The organism is Hoeflea sp. EC-HK425 (assembly GCF_902498795.1).
GTDB lineage: Bacteria > Pseudomonadota > Alphaproteobacteria > Rhizobiales > Rhizobiaceae > Hoeflea > Hoeflea alexandrii.
In genome coordinates, this window is the sequence record NZ_LR701572.1 from 1 (window position 1) to 20,630 (window position 20,630).

The window sequence follows — 20,630 nt, forward strand, 5'->3', positions numbered from 1 at the left end:
CAACGGGCAGGCAGAAGGACAGATCAACCGCTTGAAGACGTTGAAGCGAGCAATGTACGGCCGCGCCGGCCCAGAATTGATGAGGGCGAGAATGCTACCGTTGAATCACAGACTTTGAGGAAGAACCTCATTAAGTGCCAAGTCACACTTCCTGTTTCGTCAACATCGCCCAGATCATCCGGGCCATCTTGTTGGCCAATGCGATTGCCACCAGCATCCGTGGCTTGCGCGCCAGCATGCGGGCTAGCCACGATGTTTCTGGGATCGATTTTCGGCCCATCCAGTTCAATCGCGACATTGCGCCCATGACAAGCAGCTGGCGAATGTCGCTTAGCCACCTCCTCATAGGATCTGAATGCCCGCCGAGTAGACCTCCGCCTTGAGAAGCATGCGCAACATGTCGACCAGAATGTGGCGCTTGCGGCCCTTGATCTTCTTGCCCGCATCATAACCGATATCACGGCGGGCGTCCGGGCCGGTCTTCACCGACTGGCTATCCGCCCTGCTCAATAATTTTGTGCTGACAATGCCGTCTGACACCACCGTTTGACTTGTCGCGGCGCCTCGCGTTACCAAGGTGATAAAACGAACGATCGGTTGGTGGAATGCCCAGTCTCAACGATGTCTCGATTTCTTCAGATTCGAACAGTGCGCCGGGCCAGTGGAACGGCTCGGATCGTGCGTCAGTCATCTTGCGGGAGGCGGCAAAGCTGTTTTCAGAGCGCGGATATGGCGGGGCCTCGATGCAGGAAATCGCGGGCGCGGTCGGCATCACCAAGGCTTCTCTCTATCACTTTTTCAAAAACAAGGACGAAATCCATTCCACTGTGGTGGCGATGTCTGTCCGACGACTGCTCGATCTGGTGGAAGAGAGCACTGCTGACTGCGCTACCGCCGCTGAAAAGATAGAGGCGTTCTCACGCGCACATGCCACGCATCTATCTGAAAGCAAAGCTTTCTACTTTGCCTCAGCTGAAGGGTATCACGACCTTGTCGAACCAGGCATGAAGCTCCGGGTGCAGCGCATGAGGGACGGCTATGAGGAAAAACTGCGTATGTTCATTCGCGAGGGCGTCGACAATGGCGAGTTCCGCGAGCTGGATGTGAAGCTGGCGGCAAGGGCATTGATTTCCTGCCTGAACTGGATGGCTCGCTGGTGGCGCCCGGAAGGGCCCCAGTCTGCCCAGCAATTGGCATCCGACTATGTTCATCTTCTCATTGCCGGATTTCGGTCCGACTGAATGCTCCGCAGCCGCAGCCGCAGCCGCAGCCGCAGCCGGAGCTTGGAGGGTTGCCAACCGAACGGTCGGTAGATAATGTGAGATTCGAAACAGGCATCATCGGTCTGGGGGAGAGGATGGAAGCGAAAAACTCGGCAGGCGACGAAGATGTGCCAGACTATTTCGCCCGGACTCGTCTGGATGGTCGAATATTCGCAATCTTTGGCGCCGGGCGAGGAATCGGACGTCAATGCGCCCATGCAATTCATCAGGCCGGTGCGCTAATTGTCTGCATTGATCAAGATGAAGAGCGCTGCAGAAAAGTCGCCGATGAAGTGCGTGGCAGCGCCATCGTCGCTGACCTGACGACGGAGGGCGCGCCAGATTCGGTTATCGAACAAATCATCCGTGACCATGGCCGCCTTGACGGGATTGTCGACATTGTCGGCGCCTCCTTCGGGGCAGGCTTTATCAAGGCCGATGCCGATCTTATCCGGCGCAATTTTGAACTCAATCTGTACCAGGCCATGGCTGTCACCCGTGCCGGGGCCGAAGCCATGGCGAAGACAGGTGGCGGCACCATAGTTCTTGTCGGGTCCATCTCGGCGATAGCGGCTTTGCCGAACCAAGTTATCTACGGAACATCAAAGGCCGCGCTGCACCACTTTGTGCGCTGTGCTGCAGCTGAACTGGGGCATCTTGGTGTGAGGCTCAACGCTGTCGCGTCGGGCTACGTGCGAACCGAGCGCATGATTGATCGATTTGACTCAGATTTCTGGAATGAGATCGCATCCAACACCCCGCTTCAACGCTGTGGTGAGACCTCTGACATTGCCGCCCCGGTTGTGTTCCTGTCGCAGGATGTTTCGAGCTTCATCACTGGTCAGGTGCTGGTTGCCGATGGCGGCTTGCTGGCACCGATCAGGGCGATGCGTGAGCCGTCAGGAAGACAGATCGCGGGGCAGCCATGAACAGCTCAACACCCGATATCTTTGAGCGGCGCAACGACACAGCTGTTCATGCCGGACAGGGCAGCCTTGACTGCTGTGTCTTCTGGAAAATTGCTCGGACAGGACACGATTTCCCATGGCTAGCATGATGCCCCACTCAAAGATGGATGCCCCCGGCTTGCTCTGGGATTATCTGAACCGCGTTGCGGATCAGGACCCGGGCCGCATTGCGCTGGTTCATTCGGAAGGGCGGCTTGATTATGGCACCCTGCGGCAGCAAGGGCTGGATCTGGCTGCGGGCCTTGTTGCACTGGGTGTGAAGCCGGGAGATACAGTCAGTTATCAGTTGCCCAACTGGGCCGAAACCGCGGTCATCGTGCTGGCTGCGATGCGGATCGGTGCGATTTGCAACCCGATCATCCCGATCTACCGGGAGCGCGAAGTCCGGTTCATCTTGACGCAGGCACGCGCACGGGTGGTCTTTGTACCGCACACATATCGCCGCTTCGACTATGTGGGGCTGGTCGATCCCATTGCCCGGGAGCTTGGCGCCGAGCTTGTCACCTGTCGTGGTCCTAAATCCGGTGCACGCAGCTATGACAATCTGCTCGAGCTTGGCCGTGCCTCCAGCGTGTCATTGCCGGACGCCAACCCGGATGTCGACACGCTTTATCTTTACACGTCCGGAACGGAAGGAAGGCCCAAAGGCGTACGTCATTCACAACGCACTCTGCTGAACGAGGCGCGATCAGTGATCGAGGCGACGGAACTCATCGCCACCGATCCGCTCTTCATGGGGTCTCCGCTCAGCCATATCACCGGCTTCATGTACGCCTCCATTGCAGGCGTCGTTCTTGGAGCCAAGGTCTGCCTGCAGGATATCTGGAATGTCCCCGCGGCAATCGATCTCATCGAGAGCGAAGGCTGCGCGTGGACCGTCGGCGCCACACCTTTTCTGCAGGGGCTTCTGGAACACCCTGAACCCGAGCGGCTCAACTCGCTCCGCGTGTTCCGGTGTGGAGGAGCCGATGTGCCACCCAGTCTGATCCGCAAGGCGCAGGCGCGTGGCATCCGTGCGATGCGCACCTACGGCTGCAGTGAACATCCCACGATCAGCGGGAATGTCGCTGACGATCCAGCCAAGGCTGCGGTAACCGACGGCCGGGTGCATCGTTCAAACCGGGTTCGCATTGTCGATATTGACGACGAAAGCCAGATCATGGCCATCGGCATGGTCGGGGAAATTCAATCATCTGGCCCGGAAGTCTTTTTGGGATATGTCGACGCGACGCTCGATCAGAAGGCCTTCACTTCCGATGGCTGGTTGCGCACAGGCGACCTTGGAACGCTGGATGCCCAAGGCTACGTGACGATCACTGGCCGCAAGAAGGACATCATCATTCGCAAGGGCGAAAACATTTCGTCCAAGGAGATCGAAGATGCAATCCTCGAACTGCCGATGATTTCCTCCTGTGCGGTGATTGGCGTTCCCGATGCCGAACGCGGAGAGATGATGGTGGCCGTCTGCGTTCCGCGTGGTGATGCCCGTCCAGGTCTTGGGGACATCACTTCGCACCTCACTTCGGCGGGTTTTGCGAAACAGAAGTTTCCGGAGCGCCTCGAACTTGTAGAGGTTCTACCGATGAATGCGGCGGGCAAGATACGCAAGGTCGATCTTCGGAAAACCTATTCCGGCGCAGCCGGACAAGTGGAAATGGGAGAAGGCTGATGGAGCTTTTCACGCTCGACACAGTTCACGTCGTCATCACGGATTTCGTGGCGGTCGTCACCATGGACAATCCTCCGGTCAATGCCCAGTCTGACCAAACGCAAGAAGAACTGACCTTTGCAATGGACGCTCTGTCTGACCGCGATGACGTCCGCGCCATCGTCCTGACCGGGGATGGCAAGGCGTTTTGCGCCGGGGTCGACATCAAGTCTCGCGCCGGCAAGGTCTGGGCCGAAGGGGCTCGCCGCCGCAATCAGCGTTCGGCACGCGAAAGCTACCATTCGATCCGCGAATGCACAAAACCGGTGATCGGCGCCATCAACGGCTACGCTCTTGGAGCGGGACTTGCGATCGTGGCGTCTTGCGATGTGCTGATCGCTTCGGAACGAGCCCAGATCGGTCTGCCTGAAGTGACGATCGGGCTGATGGGCGGTTGCCGCCATGCGATGCAGCTTTTCGGTCGCTCCCAAGTTCGTTGGATGATGATGTCGGGCGAGCGCGTCGACGGCGCAGAGTTGTACCGCCGTGGCGTGGTGCAGGCCTGCGTCCCTCATGACGAATTGCTGCCTCTGGCTCGCACCATGGCCGCCAAGATCGCGGGCTACAGTCCGCTCGCCACCACGCTGGCCAAGCAGTCGATGAATACCATCGAACACATGAGCCTGCGCGATGGCTACCGATACGAACAGGAGATGACAATGCAGCTTGGAAAGTCTGAGGACTCGAAGGAAGCGATGGCTGCCTTTGCTGAAAAACGCGCACCGGTTTTTACCGGACGATAGATCGCACCAGGTCCGGGCAGGATGAGAGCAGGCAGATAAATGGACATCACTTTTACTAAGTCTCATGAGCACTATCGCGCTAGCATCCAGGCATGGCTTTACGAAAACCTGCCAGAAAATTGGGTCGAGGCTGACCATTGGCCACGATTGTCGGGAGATGAGGAACGTGATTTCCTGATCGATTGGGAACGCCGGCTTTACGCCGGGGGCTATTCCGGCATTGCATGGCCGAAAGCTTACGGCGGGCAAGGCCTTGGCCCGGTGGAAGATTACATCGTGAACGAGGAAATCGGCCGTGCCTCCGCGCCTGAAAGCCTAAACACCATTGGACGGGAACTGGTTGCGCCTATCCTGCTGAGTGTCGGTACAGAAGAACAAAAACATCACTACATTCCCCGGATATTGCAGATGAGCGACGTCTGGTGTCAGGGTTTTTCCGAGCCAAATGCCGGGTCGGATCTCGCTTCAATCAGGACACTTGCGAAGCCAGCTAACGAAGGTTGGGTGGTGAACGGCCAGAAGATCTGGACCTCTTATGCCCACATGGCTAGCCATTGTATCCTGCTTGCCCGCACCGATCTGGATGCAAAGGCATACCAGGGGATGACGCTTCTCATCGTTCCCATGGCTACGCCGGGGATCGAAGTGCGCGGCATCCGCCACCTCAATGGTCAGCGGCATTTCAACGAGGTCTTCTTTACCGACGTCGCGGTGAGTGACGACATGCGGATCGGCGAAGTCAATGCTGGATGGCAGGTAGCCGTCGGCGTGCTTGGCTTTGAACGAGCGACGACGCGGCTATATCGCCAGGGCCGGTTCATGCAGGAACTGTCCGCGTTACACAATGCCGCGAGCAAATCTGGTCGGCTCACCGATGCGATGGAGGATAAAATGGGGGAGATTGCTGCCGAGCTTCAGCTTCTCCGCTATCACAACCTCAAGTTCCTCGGTCGAATTGATGCCGGTTCGAAGATTGGTGATGAAGCAAGTTTGTTGAAACTGCTCTGGAGTCAGATTCATCAAAAAATCGCGCGCCTTGGCCTCGAAGTGCTGGGCCCGGATTTCGACGCAGATACTCCCCTGGCAAGCCGGTTCCGCAAGATCTACCTCACCGCGCGTGGCGAAACGATCTATGCGGGAAGTTCGCAGATCCAGCGCAATATCATTGCCGAGCGCGTTCTCGGTCTGCCGCGTCAGGAAAGGAGGCCTGTCCGATGAACTTGCAGCACAGTTCGGAGCAAACGCTTTTGCGCGACAGTATTTCCGCGGCTCTGGATCGCGGCAAGTGCACTGGTGCGGATTGGGGACCGGTGCTCGCCGATCAGGGTGTGTCAAAGCTGCTTTTGCCTGAAGCGCAGGGAGGCTTTGGTCTTGGAATGGTGGAAGCGACTGTTGCCTGCGTTGAAGCCGGGCGCCGCTGCCTCGACTATCCTCTCGCCGATATGATGGTGATGATGGGCGCTGCGATCAAAACTCGTCCAGAGACAGCGCCAGCACTTCTGGAAGGTCGAGGAGTGGTCATCGCCGCTTCGTCAGGCACGCTCGTCAACAGAGGCGGTCGGGTGACAGGTATCCTTGGTGTCGCCCATCTCGACATGGCTGATTGGGTCGTTGCTCCCATGGAGGACGACCGGGTTGCGGTTCTCGCCATGTCAGACCTTCATGCAACGCCTGGCGTGGAAGTCGATCCCTCGGCAGTCACTGGCACGCTCAAGGTTGATCTGCCGGAAGGCTCGGTGGTGCTGAACGATATGCCGATGATGGCTGAACGGCTGGCGCTCTTGCGCTGCGCCGACCTGGCCGGCGCGGCGGCGTATTGTTTTGATATCGGAATCGAGTATCTCAAGGACCGCAGACAATTCGGCCAGCCGATCGGCGCCAACCAGGCGCTCAAGCACATGGCTGCTGACGATTATGTCACGCTCGAAAATATCCACGTCGCCATCGATTATGCCGCCGCGGCCATTGATCGAGCTTTCGACGCCCCCTCTGCCGCCGCGCGTGCTGAAGCCGCCGCTGCCGTTGCGGTGGCCCTTTGCACTGTTCCGGAATCCGCTCGCCGCATCGCGGAAAACGCGATCCAGTTCCATGGCGGCATAGGCGTGACATGGGAGTATCCGCTGAATCGCTATCTCCGCCGCATACTGCGCATCGCTCAGCCCTTGGGCAGCGCCGCTACGCACCGGTGTGCCCTGTTGGGCAGCGTGATTGCTGCGAACGCCGCACCTGATTGGCCACAAAGTCAGACGAGGACCGCATGACCACACTTTACGAAACCGCAAGTCCCAAGATTCGGCTTTTCCTCGGCCATGAGGTGCCCGAAACAATCTATTCCGGCGCCAAGTGGAATGAAGGTCCGGCCTATTTTCCGGCGCACCGGTCACTGATCTGGTCGGATATCCCCAACGGTCGTCTGATGCGATATGATGAGTTGACCGGCACTGTAGGTATCCTGCGTGACCCCTCGGATTACGCCAATGGAAACACCATTGACCGCCAGGGCAGGCTGGTGACCTGCGAACACGGCGCCCGCCGGGTGACGCGAACCGAGTTTGACGGATCGGTCACGGTCCTGACCGACAGCTTTGATGGCCGGAAACTGAATTCGCCCAACGATGTGGTGGTCAAATCTGACGGCACGATCTGGTTTTCTGACCCGACCTACGGCATCGACGGCGACTACTTTGGCAACCGCGCATCGTCCGAGCAACCCGGCAACTACGTCTATCGGCTCGATCCGGCCACCGGGACGCTTGAGGCGGTGATCACCACCATGATGCAACCGAACGGGCTTGCGTTCTCTGCCGATGAATCCAGGCTTTATGTGGTCGACAGCGCCCGCACCGACGCGCCCGAAAATCCCGCCCACATTCGCTGTTTCGATATTGGTGAGAACGGCCTGCCCGTGGATCGTGGCGTCCTGATCGAAGCGACGACAGGCTTGTTCGATGGGTTCCGGGTCGATGACGAAGACCACATCTGGGCCGGGACCGCGTCCGGTGTAAGTTGTTATTCGGACCAGGGAGACCTGCTGGGCAAGATCGATCTCGGTGGCATTGTGATCAACCTCACCTTCGGCGGCCCCAAGCGCAATATCCTCTACATGTGCGGCGCGACCGAGGTTTTCCGTGTCCATGTCCGCGCCCGCGGTCAGAATCTGTCCGGAGGTGGCAGGGGATGAGCGGAATGTCCTGGACACCGACGCCTGAAGACTTGCCAGCGCCGGCCTCCCGAATGAAGGGACGCGCGATCCTCGTTACGGGCGCAGCCCGTGGGATCGGAGCGGCTATCGCACGCACCTTCGCGGCAGAGGGCGCACAGGTCGCTCTGCTTGACAGTGACACTGAGGGCATTGAAGCGCTGGCACGCGAGATCGGCGGCTTTTCCATACCGTGCGACCTGGCTTTGTCCGATGGGATCGATGAAGCTGTCAACGTCGCGGTGGCTAGGGTTGGCCACCTTGACGGGCTTGTGAATGCTGCAGGTGTCTATTCCAAGGGAGCTGTCACCGATATCGATCCAGCCGAGTGGCGGCGTGTCTTGCAGGTCAATCTGACCGCGCCATTCCTTCTTTGCCGCGCAGCAATTCCGCATATGCGCGCCGCACCCGGTCCCTCAGCAACGATTTTGAACATCTCATCCGGTGTGGGCCTGTCGCCTTACGCCGAGCGAGCCTGCTATGCCACCTCCAAGGGCGGCCTGATCACGCTTGGCAAGGTACTGGCAATGGAATTGGCACCGAAAATACGCGTCAACACCATTTGTCCCGGCCTGATCGACACACCCATGGTCGCTGCGATGAGCCAACACAATGATCTGACCCCGACATTGCAGAAATATGCACTGCGACGTCTTGGCTTGCCGGATGAGATTGCACAAGCGGCGCTTTTTTTGTGTAGCGCAACAGGCTCTTTCGTAACAGGAATCACGATGTCGGTCGACGGTGGACGGACATACCATTGAGGTCGGGATGAGACCCGACCAAGCCAGAATTGAAGCCTCGAGGGGAGAACACCCGGTGAATCAGAGCTTTCGAGCGGATAAAGAATCAGCTGAGGAAATGAATGCAGACGCCGAGGGCTGGCTTGCCAGGCTCGAGACCGCTCTCGTGACCCGGGACCGGGATGCGCTTCGGGCGTTGTTTACAAAAAACGCTTACTGGCGGGATATTCTGGCCGCGCAATGGGACTTTCGCACCGCCAAAGGCGCGGATCAGGTGGTGGACTGGCTGGTCACTGATGCAGTGGACGCAGGGGTCTCGAATATCCGGCTTGACCCGCGCTATTCAGCTCCATCACAGCAATCGCGAGCGGGGCACACGGTCATTGAGGCGATCTTTGCTTTCGATACCGCCGTTGGCAAAGGCAACGGCGTCGCCAGGCTCGAGCGAGACAAAGACGGCGTTGTGCGGGCCTCGGGTTTCATGACCTCGCTGCAGGAGTTGAAAGGTTATCCCGAGGCGATCGACGATGATCGCGCCGAACGTATCCATGGTGACACCATGAACGAAAATTGGCTCGACATTCGCAGCAAGGAACTCAACCCTTCCGATACAGACCTTGAAGTGCTGATTGTTGGTGCAGGGCAGTGTGGATTGATGATCGCAGCCCGGCTCAAGGCCATGGGCGTCAGAATTCTCATGGTCGATCGCACGGCACGGGTCGGCGACGTATGGCGCAACCGATACCATACGCTGCAACTGCACAACGAACTCTGCACCATTGATTTTCCCTATACCTCGTTTCCGCGCAACTGGCCGAGCTTCCTGCCCAAGGATATGTATGCGGCCTGGATGGAGTTTTATGCTGAGGCGATGTCTATCCCGGTGTGGACCGAAACGAACCTGGACCGTGCCGAGTTCGATGAATCAACCGGCCGTTGGACCGCCTCGCTGACAAGAAATGGTAATGCCTGCACCCTGCGTCCGCAGCACATCGTGTTGGCAACCGGCGGTGTTTCAGGGCGCAAGAAATATCCAGACCTTCCGGGCCTGAATGAATTTGAAGGAATCGTAGCTCATTCCGCCGATGTGCGCCCGACTCTGGAGTTTGTGGGCAAGAAGGTGCTGGTCATAGGCACTTCGACATCAGGCCACGACATTGCGCTGGAACTGCTCAACAACGGGTCGGACGTGACGATGATTCAGCGCAGTCCGACCAATGTGGTCAGCATCAAACAGGCCAATCTGATCTATGCGCTTTACAAGGAGAACCGGTCTATCGACGAAGTCGACATCATAAGCGTGGCCAATGATTACGATGCAACGATTCGTGGTTTTCAGGATTTCAACATGCGGATCCGTGAAGATGAGGCGGAACTGACCGAGGGGCTCGAAAAGGCTGGCTTTCGCACTGATCCAGGCTACCTCGGCGGCGGGCATTTCGCCAATTATCTGCACCGAGGCGGCGGCTATTATATCGACGTGGGGGCATCCAAGAGGATCATCGATGGCTCGATCAAAGTACGACAGGCGGCGGATATCGATCGGTACGGGCCGGACGGTGCCCTTCTCAAAGACGGTGGCGTGATGCCCGCTGATGTGATCGTCCTTGCTACTGGCTACCTGAATCAGGAGGCTGACATTCGCGAGTACTTCGGGGACAACGTTGCCGATAAGGTCGGCCCGGTTTGGGGGTGGGGCGAGGACGGTGAAATGCGACGCGCTTGGCGCCCCACAGGCCAAGAGGGGTTGTGGTTGCAGTTGGGCGGCATCCCCCAGGCCCGAACCTTCTCCAAATTTCTCGCGCTCCAACTGCTCGCGCGTCTGCGCGGGATGGTAGCCTGAAATGGAAGGATGGGCCTTGTCATACCCATGCACCTTGTTGCATGGGTCGCCGATTTCGGCGAGAACGTGCGCCCTGTGATTTTCATGGGAGCGTGCGATGCCGCATAAATTCAACGCTGGTCGGCGCGATAAGTTTCCCAAGGCGAAATACGCGGTGACCAATTGGTCGGATTACAACGAGGCTCTGCGCCGTCGCGGTGACGTGACGATCTGGCTTGAGGATGGGGCTGCCGGGAAATGGTTTGCGCCGAAGCGAAAGGGTCGCGGTGGTCAGCCGAAATATTCGGACTTCGCGATTGAGACCTGTCTGACGCTGGGGCTGATCTTTCACCAGCCGTTGCGTCAGACCCAAGGGTTCGTTCGGTCGCTACTTGGACTGATGCGCGTGGAGTTGCCGGTTCCAGACTTCTCGACCTTGTCGCGGCGGGCGATTGGCCTCTCGGTCGTGGACGACAGGCCGCAATCCAGTGGCCCCATCACGCTGATCGTGGATAGCACGGGCCTGAAGATCCATCGCGGTTCAGGCTGGCAGGAAACCAAGCATGGGACGGGAAGACACGCAAGTCCTGGCGCAAACTGCACATCGGGTACGATCCCAACAGCGGCGAGATCGTTGCCTCGCTGCTGACCACCGACCATGTCGGGGATGAAACCGCATTGCCCGAACTCATCGCCGTGATCGAAAACCCGGTGGCCCGCGTCCTTGCAGACGGAGCCTATGACGGCGCTGGAGTTTCCAACTGTTTGACCGAAGCCTTCGGGACAGACGTCGAGATCACCATCCCGCCGCCGAGAACCGCCGTCCTCGGCCTGAGCGATGGGCGCGACGCTCACATAAAGCATATCGCCGAGCATGGCCGAATGGCGTGGCAGGCAGCGACGGGCTACGATGATCGCGCCCTCGTCGAAGCCCAGATCGGGCACCGCAAGTTCGTCATCGGCCCAGAGCTGAACGCCAGGGAAATGAACCGCCAAATTACCGAAAACCAAATCGCCACAAAATCTCTCAACCGCATGACCCGCCTTGGTCGTGCGGTCTTCAAGCGAGCCGCATAGTCACTTGGGGAAAGGGGCGACTGCGCTCACATTCTGACCCATGCAACAAGGTGCTCTCTGGCTATGAACGAAATAGTGGATGCGAATTTAGCTTGCTCTCAAATCGAACAGTTGTTAGAAAAAAGAATGCTATTTTGCCGGTGTTGAAACCGGTTCAGGGGAGGATGAAAATGGGAAAATACAATCTGATCGCGCTCACCAATCCGGTTGATGGACGCGATGACGAATTCAACGATTGGTATACCAACGAACATCTTGATGATGTGCTCAAGCTGCCGGGCATGGTGGCGGCGCAGCGGTTCTGCCTGAACGATGTGCAGCATCGCAAGGGTCTTCTCGAATGGAAATATATGGCGATCTATGAAATCGAGATAGACGACATTTCCGAGACCCTGGGTGCGCTTGCGGCCGCCAGCGGTACCGATGCCATGAAGCTGTCGCCAGCGCTTTCGGACCAGCGAATGGTATGGATCTACAAGCCCATCACCGGGCGGGTCGTACGGCCGGCGTCTTAACGGACGTCACCCACATTTCTCAGAAAAACGTCGCGCCGGTGAGCGGTGACGCGAACCACTTATGCGGAAGGGCAAACCGATGAAAATTCTCGTGCCGGTCAAGCGGGTTGTTGACTACAACGTCAAGATCCGGGTCAAGCCAGATGGCAGCGGCGTCGATCTCGCCAATGTGAAGATGTCGATGAATCCGTTTGACGAAATCGCCGTCGAAGAGGCTCTGCGGCTCAAGGAAGCCGGCAAGGCCACGGAAGTGATCGCCGTTTCCATCGGACCTGCCAAGGCAGAAGAAACACTGCGCACCGCACTCGCCATGGGCGCTGACCGCGCAATCCTGGTCGAGGCCGACACGCTGGTCGAGCCGCTTGCCGTCGCCAAGATCCTCAAGGGTGTTGTGGGCGAGGAAAACCCTGACCTCGTCATCCTCGGCAAGCAGGCCATCGACGACGATTCCAACCAGACCGGCCAGATGCTGTCCGCACTGCTTGGCTGGAGCCAGGCGACGTTCGCCTCGAAGGTCGAGATCGGCGACGGCTCGGCCGACGTCACCCGCGAGGTCGACGGCGGCCTGCAGACCATCTCGGTCAAGCTGCCGGCCATCGTCACCACCGACCTGCGCCTCAACGAGCCGCGCTACGCGTCGCTGCCCAACATCATGAAGGCCAAGAAGAAGCCGCTCGACAAGAAGAGCGCCGCTGACTACGGCGTCGACATTGCGCCGCGTCTCGAGGTGCTCAAGACCGAAGAGCCGGGTGGCCGCAAGGCCGGCGTCAAGGTCGGTTCCGTCGCCGAACTGGTCGACAAGCTCAAGAATGAAGCAGGCGTGCTGTAAGCGCGGGAAAGGAAGATACAAACATGGCCATTCTCATCATAGCCGAACATGACCACGCTTCGCTGTCCGACCAGACCGCAAAGGCCGTCAGTGCCGCAACCCAGATTGGTGGCGACGTCCACGTTCTGGTCGCAGGCAAGGATGCCAAGGCAGCCGCCGACGCGGCAGCCAAGCTTGACGGCGTCTCCAAGGTTCTTCATGCCGAAGGCGACGAATACGCCAACCGGCTCGCCGAACCGCTTGCCGCCCTGGTGGTTTCGCTTGCGGACGGATACGACACGCTGATGGCGCCTGCCACCACCTCGGGCAAGAACGTCATGCCGCGGGTGGCTGCACTTCTTGATGTTATGCAGATCTCGGACATCATCGAAGTCATCGCCGCCGATACCTTCAAGCGCCCGATCTATGCCGGCAACGCCCTGCAGACGGTCAAGTCGAGCGACGCCAAGCGCGTTATCACGGTGCGCACCGCATCCTTCTCGGCAGCCGGTGAAGGCGGATCGGCCTCAGTCGAGAGCGTCTCCTCCGCCGGCGATCCTGGCCTGTCGTCCTTCGTCAAGGACGCCATCGCCGAGAGCGACCGTCCCGAACTGACCTCGGCAAAGATCATCATCTCGGGTGGCCGCGCGCTCGGCTCCTCCGAGAAGTTCCAGGAAGTCATCCTGCCGGTGGCCGACAAGCTCGGTGCGGCCGTCGGTGCATCCCGCGCCGCCGTCGACGCGGGCTACGCGCCCAACGACTGGCAGGTCGGTCAGACCGGCAAGGTGGTCGCGCCCGATCTCTACATCGCCTGCGGCATTTCCGGCGCCATCCAGCACCTTGCCGGCATGAAGGACTCCAAGATCATCGTCGCCATCAACAAGGACGAGGAAGCACCAATCTTCCAGGTCGCCGACTACGGGCTTGTCGCTGACCTGTTCGAGGCGATCCCCGAACTCGAAAAGGCGCTGTGACATGAAAACCAACGCCGGGGCCCTCGCAGGACTGAAGGTCATCGACCTCACCCAAATGTTGGCTGGTCCCTACTGCACCATGCTGCTCGCCGATCAGGGGGCGGATGTGATCAAGATCGAACCGATCAATGGCGATCCCACCCGCGCTTTCGGTCCGTTCCCCGCAGACGATGTCGATCATCATTTCGGCGGCTATTTCCAGAGTACAAATCGCAACAAGAAGAGCCTTGCCATCGACCTTAAGAGCGAGGAGGGCAAGCGCCTGTTCCGTCGGCTTTGCCGTGATGCCGATGTGGTGGCGGAGAATTTTCGCGCAGGCGTTATGGATCGGCTAGGCGTCGGTTACGAGACCCTGGCCGCCGAAAATCCGAAACTGGTCTATGCGGCCATCCGCGGGTTTGGTGATCCGCGCACAGGCGCCAGCCCTTATGTCGATAGGCCGGCTTTTGACGTGGTAGCCCAGGCCATGGGTGGTGCAATGGGCGTGACCGGACCTGACGCGATGACGCCGATGAAGATCGGTCCAGGGGTTGGCGACATCTTTCCTGCAGCCCTTGCGGCTTTCGGCATCATGGCCGCCTTGCGCCATGCCGAGAAGACCGGCGAAGGGCAGTTTGTCGATGTCGCCATGTATGACGGTATTGTTGCCATGTGCGAACGCATCATCTACCAGCAATCCTACACCGGCCGCTCGCCGGTGCCCGAAGGCAACCAGCACCCGATCCTCTGTCCGTTTGGCACCTTCTCGGCGATTGACGGCCAGGTGACGGTCGGTTGTCCACGCGATTCGTTCTGGAAGGAGCTGACCGCGATCATGGGACGTCCCGAGCTTGGGCAAGATCCGAAATTTGCCAGTAACAACGCACGCCTCGCCCATTCCGCCGAAACGATTGCAATTGTGGAAGGCTGGACCAGCGCCAGAACCAAGTCCGAAATCGCGCTGGCGCTCGACGGAAAAGTGCCGTTCGGACCGGTCAACACTGCTGCCGACATCTTTGCCGATCCGCACATCGAAGCGCGTCACATGCTGGTCGAGGTCGAGCATCCCGGATCATCGAGGCCGGTGACCATCGCCTCGACCCCGGTGAGGATGACCAAGACACCCGGTGGCGTGACCCATCGCGCGCCGCTGACCGGAGAGGATACGTCCGGAGTACTTGAAGCAGCCGGCCTGTCCGCAGTCGAGATTGCCGACCTGAAAAGCCGCAATATCATCGCTTGATCCGACATCAGGTCACCCGGTCCAGAGTTTCAGCTGCGAATGGCAGATCTGGCCCGGGCGATCGGTCTCAGCGAATGGGCGAGAAGCCTGTCGGCTTCATGATCATGGACTCCATGGTCTGGATATAGCCGGTGGTCTTGGGGCCGAACGCGATCCAGGCCGGATCGGCATAAAGCTTTGCGCGCAGTTCCTCGCGCTCGACCATGTCCTTGTAGCCCCACATTGTGATTACCTGGTTGAGCGGGCCGATATCGGAAACGAAATACCCCAGCATGTTGAGATATTTTGTGTGTAGCGCCAGTCCCTCGGCTTCATAAAGCGCGAGGAATTCCGGGATCTTGCCCGGATGAAAGGTGTAGGTGCGCTTTTCGACAATCATGTTCTCTCTCCCTTGGTTGTGTGAACGCGAGTGGTTCTGTTTCGGGAGCATAATGCCGATCCGGCAGCGCGTCGAATAAAAATCAAACGATCGTTAGAAAAAACTTACGCCGCGTCTGAGCTTGGTGTAGGCTCGGCACTACAGGATTGACCAAAAAGATGATGCGGATGGAGGATCACAATGGTCGAGCGGACATTATTTTCAGAAGAGCATGAGATGTTCCGGGAATCGGTTCGGCGCTTTTTCGAGCGCGAACTTGCCCCCCATCATGCCCAATGGGAAAAGGACGGCCAGGTGCCGCGCTGGGCCTGGACCAAGGCTGGAGAGCTCGGATTTCTCTGCGCCGCCATTCCCGAGGAGTGGGGCGGGGTGGGCGCAGATCGGCGCTACTCGATCATCCTGATGGAGGAACAGTACCGTCTCAACCTGTCTGGTCTCGGCTTTGCGCTCCATTCCGACATTGTTGCCCCCTATATCCACCACTACGGAACGTCGGAGCAGAAACTCGGCTGGTTACCGAAAATGACATCCGGCGAATGCATCACCGGCATTGCCATGACTGAGCCCGGCGGCGGCTCGGACCTGCAAGCCATTCAGACCATGGCTGTGCGCGATGGCGACGAATATGTGATCACCGGTCAGAAGACCTTCATCACCAACGGCCAGACCGCCGACATGTTTCTGGTGGCCTGCAAGACCGACCGGTCAGAAGGTGCGCGGGGCATCAGCCTGATTGCAGTGGAGGCAAATCGTCCCGGTTTTGAACGAGGCAGGCGGCTCGAAAAACTCGGCACCAAGGCACAGGATACGTCGGAGCTTTTCTTCAATCAGGTTCGCGTGCCGGTGACCAACCTGATCGGCGAAGAGGGCAGGGGATTTGCCTACATGATGCAGGAACTCGCCTGGGAGCGGATGCATGTCGGGATCCAGGCGATTTCATGCTGCGAGGCAGCGCTCGACTGGACTATCGAATACACCAAGGACCGCAAAGCCTTCGGCAAGGCGATCATCGATTTCCAGAACTCGCGCTTCAAGCTGGCCGAAATGAAAACCGAGGTCCAGGTGGGCCGCATATTCCTTGATCGCTGTCTCGAACTGGTGCTTGAAAACAAGCTCGACACCACAACGGCGGCAATGGTCAAGCTCTGGACCAGCGAGATGCAGGGCAAAGTTCTCGACGAGTTGCTGCAACTGCACGGAGGCTACGGCTTCATGTGGGAATATCCGATCACACGTGCCTATGCCGATGCGCGCGTTCAGCGGATCTATGCCGGCACCAACGAGATCATGAAAGAACTGATCGGCCGCACCTTGTAGCCAAAAGTGCTGGCGTCTATTCGCGAGGCGAAAGAGACGTCAGCCGTTGGGCGGCAAATTCGCGCCAGCTTACCGGCTCACGCCCAGTAACCTGGGCGACCGTGTCATATACCGCGTCAGCCAGCGGCTGCGACCCCGCTTCCAGCGCGGCGACCCCTTCGGCAAGCCCTGCGGCATAGGCGGGGTCCATTCCCTGCTTGAGCAGGATCGGCAGAAGATCGGCGGCGGGCCGAGGACGATAATACACCTCAGTACCGGTAATATCCGTGAGTATCGCGGCGACGTCGGCAAAACTCAAGGCCTCGACTGCGAGCCGGTAGGTCTGGCCGGTGTGACCTGACGAAGACTTCAGGGCTTCGCCGGCAACTGCTGCCATGTCGTCTGATGAGATCCAGGAGACTTTCCGGTCGCCAATGAAATGCACCAGCCGGTCAGGCCGATGTGCGAAGCCTTTCCAGACCGTGTCCATGAAAAAATTCGGGCGCAGATGGGTCCAATCAAAGCCCATGGCTTCGATGCTGTGTTCAATCACCTGATGCCAGGCAAAATGGGCATGCGGCGTGTCATCGGGTGCTAGCGCGCCGAGGTGAACGATATGGCGCACACCTGCAGCCCGAGCAGCATTGAGCAGACGCTTGGAATGGACGATCATATCGACACTGTAACCGGTCGACAGGAACACGGCATCAACCCCTTCGAGGGCGGGTGCATGGCTTGCGGGATCGTCATAGTCGAAATGGATCGGCTGATGTCCGGCGTCGCGGAGTTTGGATGCGGCCGGTTCGCTGCGTGCAGCACCGAGCAATTCAATGCTGCCTGTTTTTGGGTCCTGTGAAAGGTAGCGCATCACCGCGCCACCAACGGTTCCGGTGGCGCCGGTAATGAATATACGACGTGCCATGAAAAGGTCTCCCGATGTCTGCCGGAGACTGCCGGCTTGACATTGCATCAAAATCTAACAGATGTTCAAAACATAATCGAAACTGGCGTACCCTGTCCATGCCCACGTCCATCAATGACTCATCCGCCTCCCGTCCGACCCTTGGTCTCACGGAATATGCCTTGCTGTTTGCGCTCGGGATCACCTGGGGAACGTCCTACCTGTTCACTAAGATTGCGGTTGACGAGGTGGCTCCTTTAACCCTTGTTGCAGTCAGGACTGTGATCGCCGCCTCGTTGCTCATGGGCTTGGTTGGCCTGCAGCAGCGCAGCCCGCTTTCGCTCACGGGGCGCGATTGTGCGGCATTCGCGCTTGTTGGACTGGTCAGCAATGCGCTGCCTTTGTCGCTGATCTCGATGTCGGCGTCCTATGTCGACAGTTCGGTTGTCGCCACCAGCATGGCCCTCGTTCCGCTTATCACCATGTGCCTCACCATGCTCAACGGCGAATATCCGACCCCGCGTGCCGTCCTGGGCATCGTCATCGGCCTTGCAGGGATCGCCATCCTGTTCGGCCCCTCGGCATTCCTGAGTTTCGGCGATAGTGCAAAGGGTGCGTTGTGCGCGCTGGGCGCATCCATCGTCTTTTCCGGGTCGCTGATTGCCATGGGTCTGGTCCGGCACCACGGGGCGATGCGCGTCGCGGCTTTTTCGCTTCTGGCGGCGGCAATCTGGTCGGTTCCCATGGCTTTGCTGATTGAAGGTGTTCCCACTGCATTGCCTAGCCATGCGGTGATCATGGCGGTCATCGTGCTTGCGGTATTCAACAGCGGTTGCGCCAATTTGCTGCTATTTGCGCTGGTACCGCGGGCAGGGGCCTCATTTACCTCCATCAACAATTATCTGGTGCCGGTGATCGCTTTGATATGCGGGGCGATCTTTCTGGGTGAATCGCTATCGGTGCAAAAGATCTGCGGTGTCGTGGTGGTGCTGGCGGGTGTTGCCGTCTCGACTTTCCGTCGGCGTCCGGTTGCTGCCGAGCAGCAGATTCCACCGCCTGGATGAAAATGCCTGTCGGACACGATTCAGCGCTTGTGATATTTTCGAACAAGTGTTAGTTTTTAGATGAGGGGCCGGGTCAACGGCGGCGGCACTCGATGGAACTGCGGGACTGCACGGCCACAATTCCGGCGCCGGTTGAAACGCGCCATCACTTGAAACGGGAGGAGGCGGCCATGCGTCGTATGGAAGGTAAACTGGCAGTGGTGACGGGTGCTGCCAACGGTATTGGTCGTGCGAGCGCCTTGCGGTTCGCAAGCGAAGGCGCCAACCTGGCAATTCTGGACCGCGAAGAGGCGGGTCTTTCCGAGACCGCTGAGAAGGCGCGCGCCATGGGTGTACAAGTCCTTACCATCACAGCCGATTGCACCGATGAAGAGGTGATCGTCGACGCATTCAAACGCATCTATGACGAAGCCGGTTTTGTCGATGTGCTGATGAACAATGTGGGCCAGAGCGCCCGCGAGCGGGCTTCCGAATTCTACCAGTCCAACTCCGAGGTTTGGCGCTTCGTGCTCAATGTGTCGCTGGTATCTACTCTGCTTGCGTCGCGGCAGGTGACCCCTTTCATGCGCGAGGCAGGCAAGGGCAAGATCGTCAATGTGGCTTCGAACGCCGGTCTGGCCGGCGAAGTCGGCATCAGCGAATATGCGGCTGCGAAAATGGGCGTGATCGGGTTTACCCGGTCGCTTGCCCGCGAGCTCGCCCCCTTCAAGGTCAACGTAAATGCTGTCTGCCCAGGCGTTACCAAGACGCGTGTGCTGGATCAGATTTCGGAAGAATTCCTGGCCAAGATCCGCAGTTCGATCCCGCTCGGCTTTTTCGCGGAGCCCGAGGATATCGCCGCCGCCGCCGCTTTCCTGGCGACGGACGATTCCCGCTACATGACCGGGCAATCCGTGGTCGTCGACGGCGGTCGCTGGATGGTCTGAGGACGCGAAGCATTGCTCGGTCGTTGTGATTGACGGCCGGATGGCTGCCCGCTATCAAGAAAACCAAACAAACGTTAGAATTATACAATAGGCAAAAGGTGCGAACATCCATGACACTGATGTTGGAAAACAAGGTTGCCCTGATTACCGGCGCCGGACGCGGCATCGGTCGCGAAATGGCATTGATGATGGCCGCGCATGGCGCCAAGGTCGTCGTCAATGATCCGGGCGTTTCCCTGAAGGGGGAAGACGAGGCGGAAGATCCGGCAATCGAAGTTGTCAGCGAGATCAGGGCGGCGGGCGGTGAAGCCGTCGCCGATCTCGGAAGTGTTTCCGATGGTGACGCCGCGCGTGCCATGGTCGAGCGCGCCGTTGATACGTTCGGCAAGATCGATATCGTCGTCAACAATGCGGGCATTCTGCGCGATGTCATCTTTCACAAGATGAGCGATGACGACTGGAATTCGGTGCTGCAGGTGCACCTTTACGGCAGCTACAATGTCAGTCGCGCTGCTGCCGAACATTTCCGCAAGCAGGAAAGCGGCACCTTCGTGCACATGACCTCGACCTCCGGTCTGGTCGGCAATCCCGGGCAAGCCAACTATTCCGCAGCCAAGATGGGTATTATTGGGCTGTCGAAGTCGATTGCTCTTGATATGGCGCGCTTCAATGTGCGCTCGAACTGCATCTCGCCATTCGCCTGGAGCCGCATGGTCGGATCAATACCGAACACGCCGGATCAGGAAGAGCGTCTCAAGGGCCTGAAGATGCTGACCCCTGACAAGATCGCCCCGGTTGCAGTGTTCCTGGCGAGCGACGATGCCAAGGATGTGAATGGCCAGATCTTTGCCGTGCGCGGCAATGAGGTCTTCCTGATGAGCCAGCCGCGGCCGCTGCGCTCGGTTCACCGCTCGGAAGGCTGGACGCCCGAAACGCTGCGCGACCACATGATGCCGACACTCAAGCCCTCGTTCATTCCGCTCGACATGTCGCGCGATGTGTTTTCGTGGACGCCGGTCTGAT

General features: G+C 58.8%; 21 protein-coding genes and 2 pseudogenes. 19 read left to right on the forward strand and 4 right to left on the reverse strand.

Annotated elements, in window-relative coordinates; translation table 11 throughout:
* Positions 1–142: 142 nt before the first annotated feature.
* Together SPHINGO391_RS02865 and SPHINGO391_RS02870 are read right to left on the reverse strand one after the other, a co-directional pair.
* Positions 143–328, reverse strand: a pseudogene (locus SPHINGO391_RS02865) (IS110 family transposase); the annotation flags it as partial.
* Between the two features lie 23 nt (positions 329–351).
* Positions 352–498: pseudogene (locus SPHINGO391_RS02870) on the reverse strand (transposase); the annotation flags it as partial.
* A 107-nt stretch (positions 499–605) separates the two neighbouring features.
* On the opposite strand from SPHINGO391_RS02870, the gene SPHINGO391_RS02875 reads away from it, so the two are divergent.
* From SPHINGO391_RS02875 to SPHINGO391_RS02940, 15 genes are all read left to right on the forward strand, one after another.
* Complete coding sequence (locus SPHINGO391_RS02875) at positions 606–1,241, forward strand: TetR/AcrR family transcriptional regulator (RefSeq protein ID WP_152007416.1); 636 nt, start codon at positions 606–608, stop codon at positions 1,239–1,241.
* 116 nt (positions 1,242–1,357) lie between these two features.
* Positions 1,358–2,191: an SDR family oxidoreductase gene (locus SPHINGO391_RS02880; protein ID WP_152007417.1), complete on the forward strand. Its 834-nt coding sequence runs from the start codon at positions 1,358–1,360 to the stop codon at positions 2,189–2,191.
* Positions 2,192–2,306: 115 nt separating this feature from the next.
* The gene (locus SPHINGO391_RS02885; protein WP_152007418.1) at positions 2,307–3,899 is read left to right on the forward strand and encodes an AMP-binding protein; all 1,593 of its coding nucleotides are present in this window, start codon (positions 2,307–2,309) and stop codon (positions 3,897–3,899) included.
* Positions 3,899–4,681 (forward strand): enoyl-CoA hydratase/isomerase family protein, encoded by a 783-nt coding sequence (locus tag SPHINGO391_RS02890; RefSeq protein ID WP_152007419.1) that lies wholly within the window; start codon positions 3,899–3,901, stop codon positions 4,679–4,681. Before SPHINGO391_RS02885 ends, SPHINGO391_RS02890 begins: the two co-directional genes overlap by 1 nt.
* A gap of 39 nt (positions 4,682–4,720) precedes the next feature.
* Entirely contained in the window at positions 4,721–5,899 is a 1,179-nt protein-coding gene (locus tag SPHINGO391_RS02895) for an acyl-CoA dehydrogenase family protein (RefSeq protein ID WP_152007420.1), read from the forward strand.
* The gene (locus tag SPHINGO391_RS02900; protein ID WP_152007421.1) at positions 5,896–6,942 is read left to right on the forward strand and encodes an acyl-CoA dehydrogenase family protein; all 1,047 of its coding nucleotides are present in this window, start codon (positions 5,896–5,898) and stop codon (positions 6,940–6,942) included. Before SPHINGO391_RS02895 ends, SPHINGO391_RS02900 begins: the two co-directional genes overlap by 4 nt.
* Entirely contained in the window at positions 6,939–7,862 is a 924-nt protein-coding gene (locus SPHINGO391_RS02905) for an SMP-30/gluconolactonase/LRE family protein (protein ID WP_152007422.1), read from the forward strand. The genes SPHINGO391_RS02900 and SPHINGO391_RS02905 overlap by 4 nt, the downstream gene beginning before the upstream one ends.
* Positions 7,859–8,644 carry an SDR family NAD(P)-dependent oxidoreductase gene (locus tag SPHINGO391_RS02910; protein WP_152007423.1) on the forward strand — a complete coding sequence of 262 codons (786 nt, stop codon included), beginning with the start codon at positions 7,859–7,861 and terminating at the stop codon, positions 8,642–8,644. Before SPHINGO391_RS02905 ends, SPHINGO391_RS02910 begins: the two co-directional genes overlap by 4 nt.
* A gap of 55 nt (positions 8,645–8,699) precedes the next feature.
* Positions 8,700–10,466: an NAD(P)/FAD-dependent oxidoreductase gene (locus SPHINGO391_RS02915; protein WP_193217169.1), complete on the forward strand. Its 1,767-nt coding sequence runs from the start codon at positions 8,700–8,702 to the stop codon at positions 10,464–10,466.
* Positions 10,467–10,563: 97 nt separating this feature from the next.
* A complete protein-coding gene (locus SPHINGO391_RS25185; protein ID WP_244615099.1) occupies positions 10,564–11,094 on the forward strand; it encodes a transposase in 531 nt (176 codons plus the stop codon).
* The gene (locus tag SPHINGO391_RS25190) at positions 10,992–11,522 is read left to right on the forward strand and encodes a transposase (RefSeq protein WP_244615362.1); all 531 of its coding nucleotides are present in this window, start codon (positions 10,992–10,994) and stop codon (positions 11,520–11,522) included. The genes SPHINGO391_RS25185 and SPHINGO391_RS25190 overlap by 103 nt, the downstream gene beginning before the upstream one ends.
* 170 nt (positions 11,523–11,692) lie before the next feature.
* Positions 11,693–12,037: a DUF4286 family protein gene (locus SPHINGO391_RS02925; RefSeq protein WP_152007425.1), complete on the forward strand. Its 345-nt coding sequence runs from the start codon at positions 11,693–11,695 to the stop codon at positions 12,035–12,037.
* A 79-nt stretch (positions 12,038–12,116) separates the two neighbouring features.
* Positions 12,117–12,866 carry an electron transfer flavoprotein subunit beta/FixA family protein gene (locus SPHINGO391_RS02930; RefSeq protein WP_152007426.1) on the forward strand — a complete coding sequence of 250 codons (750 nt, stop codon included), beginning with the start codon at positions 12,117–12,119 and terminating at the stop codon, positions 12,864–12,866.
* 23 nt (positions 12,867–12,889) lie between these two features.
* On the forward strand, positions 12,890–13,819 hold the full coding sequence (locus SPHINGO391_RS02935) for an electron transfer flavoprotein subunit alpha/FixB family protein (protein ID WP_152007427.1): 930 nt from the start codon (positions 12,890–12,892) through the stop codon (positions 13,817–13,819).
* 1 nt (position 13,820) lies between these two features.
* Positions 13,821–15,041 (forward strand): CoA transferase, encoded by a 1,221-nt coding sequence (locus SPHINGO391_RS02940; RefSeq protein WP_152007428.1) that lies wholly within the window; start codon positions 13,821–13,823, stop codon positions 15,039–15,041.
* A gap of 67 nt (positions 15,042–15,108) precedes the next feature.
* Here the strand turns inward: SPHINGO391_RS02940 and SPHINGO391_RS02945 are convergent, their stop codons facing one another.
* Positions 15,109–15,420: an NIPSNAP family protein gene (locus tag SPHINGO391_RS02945; RefSeq protein ID WP_152007429.1), complete on the reverse strand. Its 312-nt coding sequence runs from the start codon at positions 15,418–15,420 to the stop codon at positions 15,109–15,111.
* 180 nt (positions 15,421–15,600) lie between these two features.
* Here SPHINGO391_RS02945 and SPHINGO391_RS02950 point away from each other — a divergent pair, with 180 nt between their 5' ends.
* The gene (locus SPHINGO391_RS02950) at positions 15,601–16,737 is read left to right on the forward strand and encodes an acyl-CoA dehydrogenase family protein (protein ID WP_152007430.1); all 1,137 of its coding nucleotides are present in this window, start codon (positions 15,601–15,603) and stop codon (positions 16,735–16,737) included.
* Positions 16,738–16,753: 16 nt separating this feature from the next.
* Here the strand turns inward: SPHINGO391_RS02950 and SPHINGO391_RS02955 are convergent, their stop codons facing one another.
* The gene (locus SPHINGO391_RS02955; protein WP_193217170.1) at positions 16,754–17,638 is read right to left on the reverse strand and encodes an NmrA family NAD(P)-binding protein; all 885 of its coding nucleotides are present in this window, start codon (positions 17,636–17,638) and stop codon (positions 16,754–16,756) included.
* A gap of 14 nt (positions 17,639–17,652) precedes the next feature.
* Between SPHINGO391_RS02955 and SPHINGO391_RS02960 the strand changes: the two genes are divergently transcribed.
* From SPHINGO391_RS02960 to SPHINGO391_RS02970, 3 genes are all read left to right on the forward strand, one after another.
* Positions 17,653–18,681, forward strand: coding sequence for an EamA family transporter (locus SPHINGO391_RS02960; protein ID WP_152007432.1), 1,029 nt, complete (start codon positions 17,653–17,655; stop codon positions 18,679–18,681).
* A 170-nt stretch (positions 18,682–18,851) separates the two neighbouring features.
* On the forward strand, positions 18,852–19,607 hold the full coding sequence (locus SPHINGO391_RS02965; RefSeq protein ID WP_152007433.1) for an SDR family oxidoreductase: 756 nt from the start codon (positions 18,852–18,854) through the stop codon (positions 19,605–19,607).
* Positions 19,608–19,717: 110 nt separating this feature from the next.
* The gene (locus tag SPHINGO391_RS02970) at positions 19,718–20,629 is read left to right on the forward strand and encodes an SDR family NAD(P)-dependent oxidoreductase (RefSeq protein ID WP_210385754.1); all 912 of its coding nucleotides are present in this window, start codon (positions 19,718–19,720) and stop codon (positions 20,627–20,629) included.
* The last annotated feature ends 1 nt before the right edge of the window (position 20,630 follow it).

What these genes read in the sequence shown, in the direction of transcription:
- SPHINGO391_RS02875 (WP_152007416.1), top strand. Translation starts at nt 606, where the DNA reads ATGCCCAGTCTCAACGATGTCTCGATTTCTTCAGATTCGAACAGTGCG.
- SPHINGO391_RS02880 (WP_152007417.1), top strand. Translation starts at nt 1,358, where the DNA reads ATGGAAGCGAAAAACTCGGCAGGCGACGAAGATGTGCCAGACTATTTC.
- SPHINGO391_RS02885 (WP_152007418.1), top strand. Translation starts at nt 2,307, where the DNA reads ATGGCTAGCATGATGCCCCACTCAAAGATGGATGCCCCCGGCTTGCTC.
- SPHINGO391_RS02890 (WP_152007419.1), top strand. Translation starts at nt 3,899, where the DNA reads ATGGAGCTTTTCACGCTCGACACAGTTCACGTCGTCATCACGGATTTC.
- SPHINGO391_RS02895 (WP_152007420.1), top strand. Translation starts at nt 4,721, where the DNA reads ATGGACATCACTTTTACTAAGTCTCATGAGCACTATCGCGCTAGCATC.
- SPHINGO391_RS02900 (WP_152007421.1), top strand. Translation starts at nt 5,896, where the DNA reads ATGAACTTGCAGCACAGTTCGGAGCAAACGCTTTTGCGCGACAGTATT.
- SPHINGO391_RS02905 (WP_152007422.1), top strand. Translation starts at nt 6,939, where the DNA reads ATGACCACACTTTACGAAACCGCAAGTCCCAAGATTCGGCTTTTCCTC.
- SPHINGO391_RS02910 (WP_152007423.1), top strand. Translation starts at nt 7,859, where the DNA reads ATGAGCGGAATGTCCTGGACACCGACGCCTGAAGACTTGCCAGCGCCG.
- SPHINGO391_RS25185 (WP_244615099.1), top strand. Translation starts at nt 10,564, where the DNA reads ATGCCGCATAAATTCAACGCTGGTCGGCGCGATAAGTTTCCCAAGGCG.
- SPHINGO391_RS02925 (WP_152007425.1), top strand. Translation starts at nt 11,693, where the DNA reads ATGGGAAAATACAATCTGATCGCGCTCACCAATCCGGTTGATGGACGC.
- SPHINGO391_RS02930 (WP_152007426.1), top strand. Translation starts at nt 12,117, where the DNA reads ATGAAAATTCTCGTGCCGGTCAAGCGGGTTGTTGACTACAACGTCAAG.
- SPHINGO391_RS02935 (WP_152007427.1), top strand. Translation starts at nt 12,890, where the DNA reads ATGGCCATTCTCATCATAGCCGAACATGACCACGCTTCGCTGTCCGAC.
- SPHINGO391_RS02940 (WP_152007428.1), top strand. Translation starts at nt 13,821, where the DNA reads ATGAAAACCAACGCCGGGGCCCTCGCAGGACTGAAGGTCATCGACCTC.
- SPHINGO391_RS02945 (WP_152007429.1), bottom strand. Translation starts at nt 15,420, where the DNA reads ATGATTGTCGAAAAGCGCACCTACACCTTTCATCCGGGCAAGATCCCG.
- SPHINGO391_RS02950 (WP_152007430.1), top strand. Translation starts at nt 15,601, where the DNA reads ATGGTCGAGCGGACATTATTTTCAGAAGAGCATGAGATGTTCCGGGAA.
- SPHINGO391_RS02955 (WP_193217170.1), bottom strand. Translation starts at nt 17,638, where the DNA reads ATGGCACGTCGTATATTCATTACCGGCGCCACCGGAACCGTTGGTGGC.
- SPHINGO391_RS02960 (WP_152007432.1), top strand. Translation starts at nt 17,653, where the DNA reads ATGTCTGCCGGAGACTGCCGGCTTGACATTGCATCAAAATCTAACAGA.
- SPHINGO391_RS02965 (WP_152007433.1), top strand. Translation starts at nt 18,852, where the DNA reads ATGCGTCGTATGGAAGGTAAACTGGCAGTGGTGACGGGTGCTGCCAAC.
- SPHINGO391_RS02970 (WP_210385754.1), top strand. Translation starts at nt 19,718, where the DNA reads ATGACACTGATGTTGGAAAACAAGGTTGCCCTGATTACCGGCGCCGGA.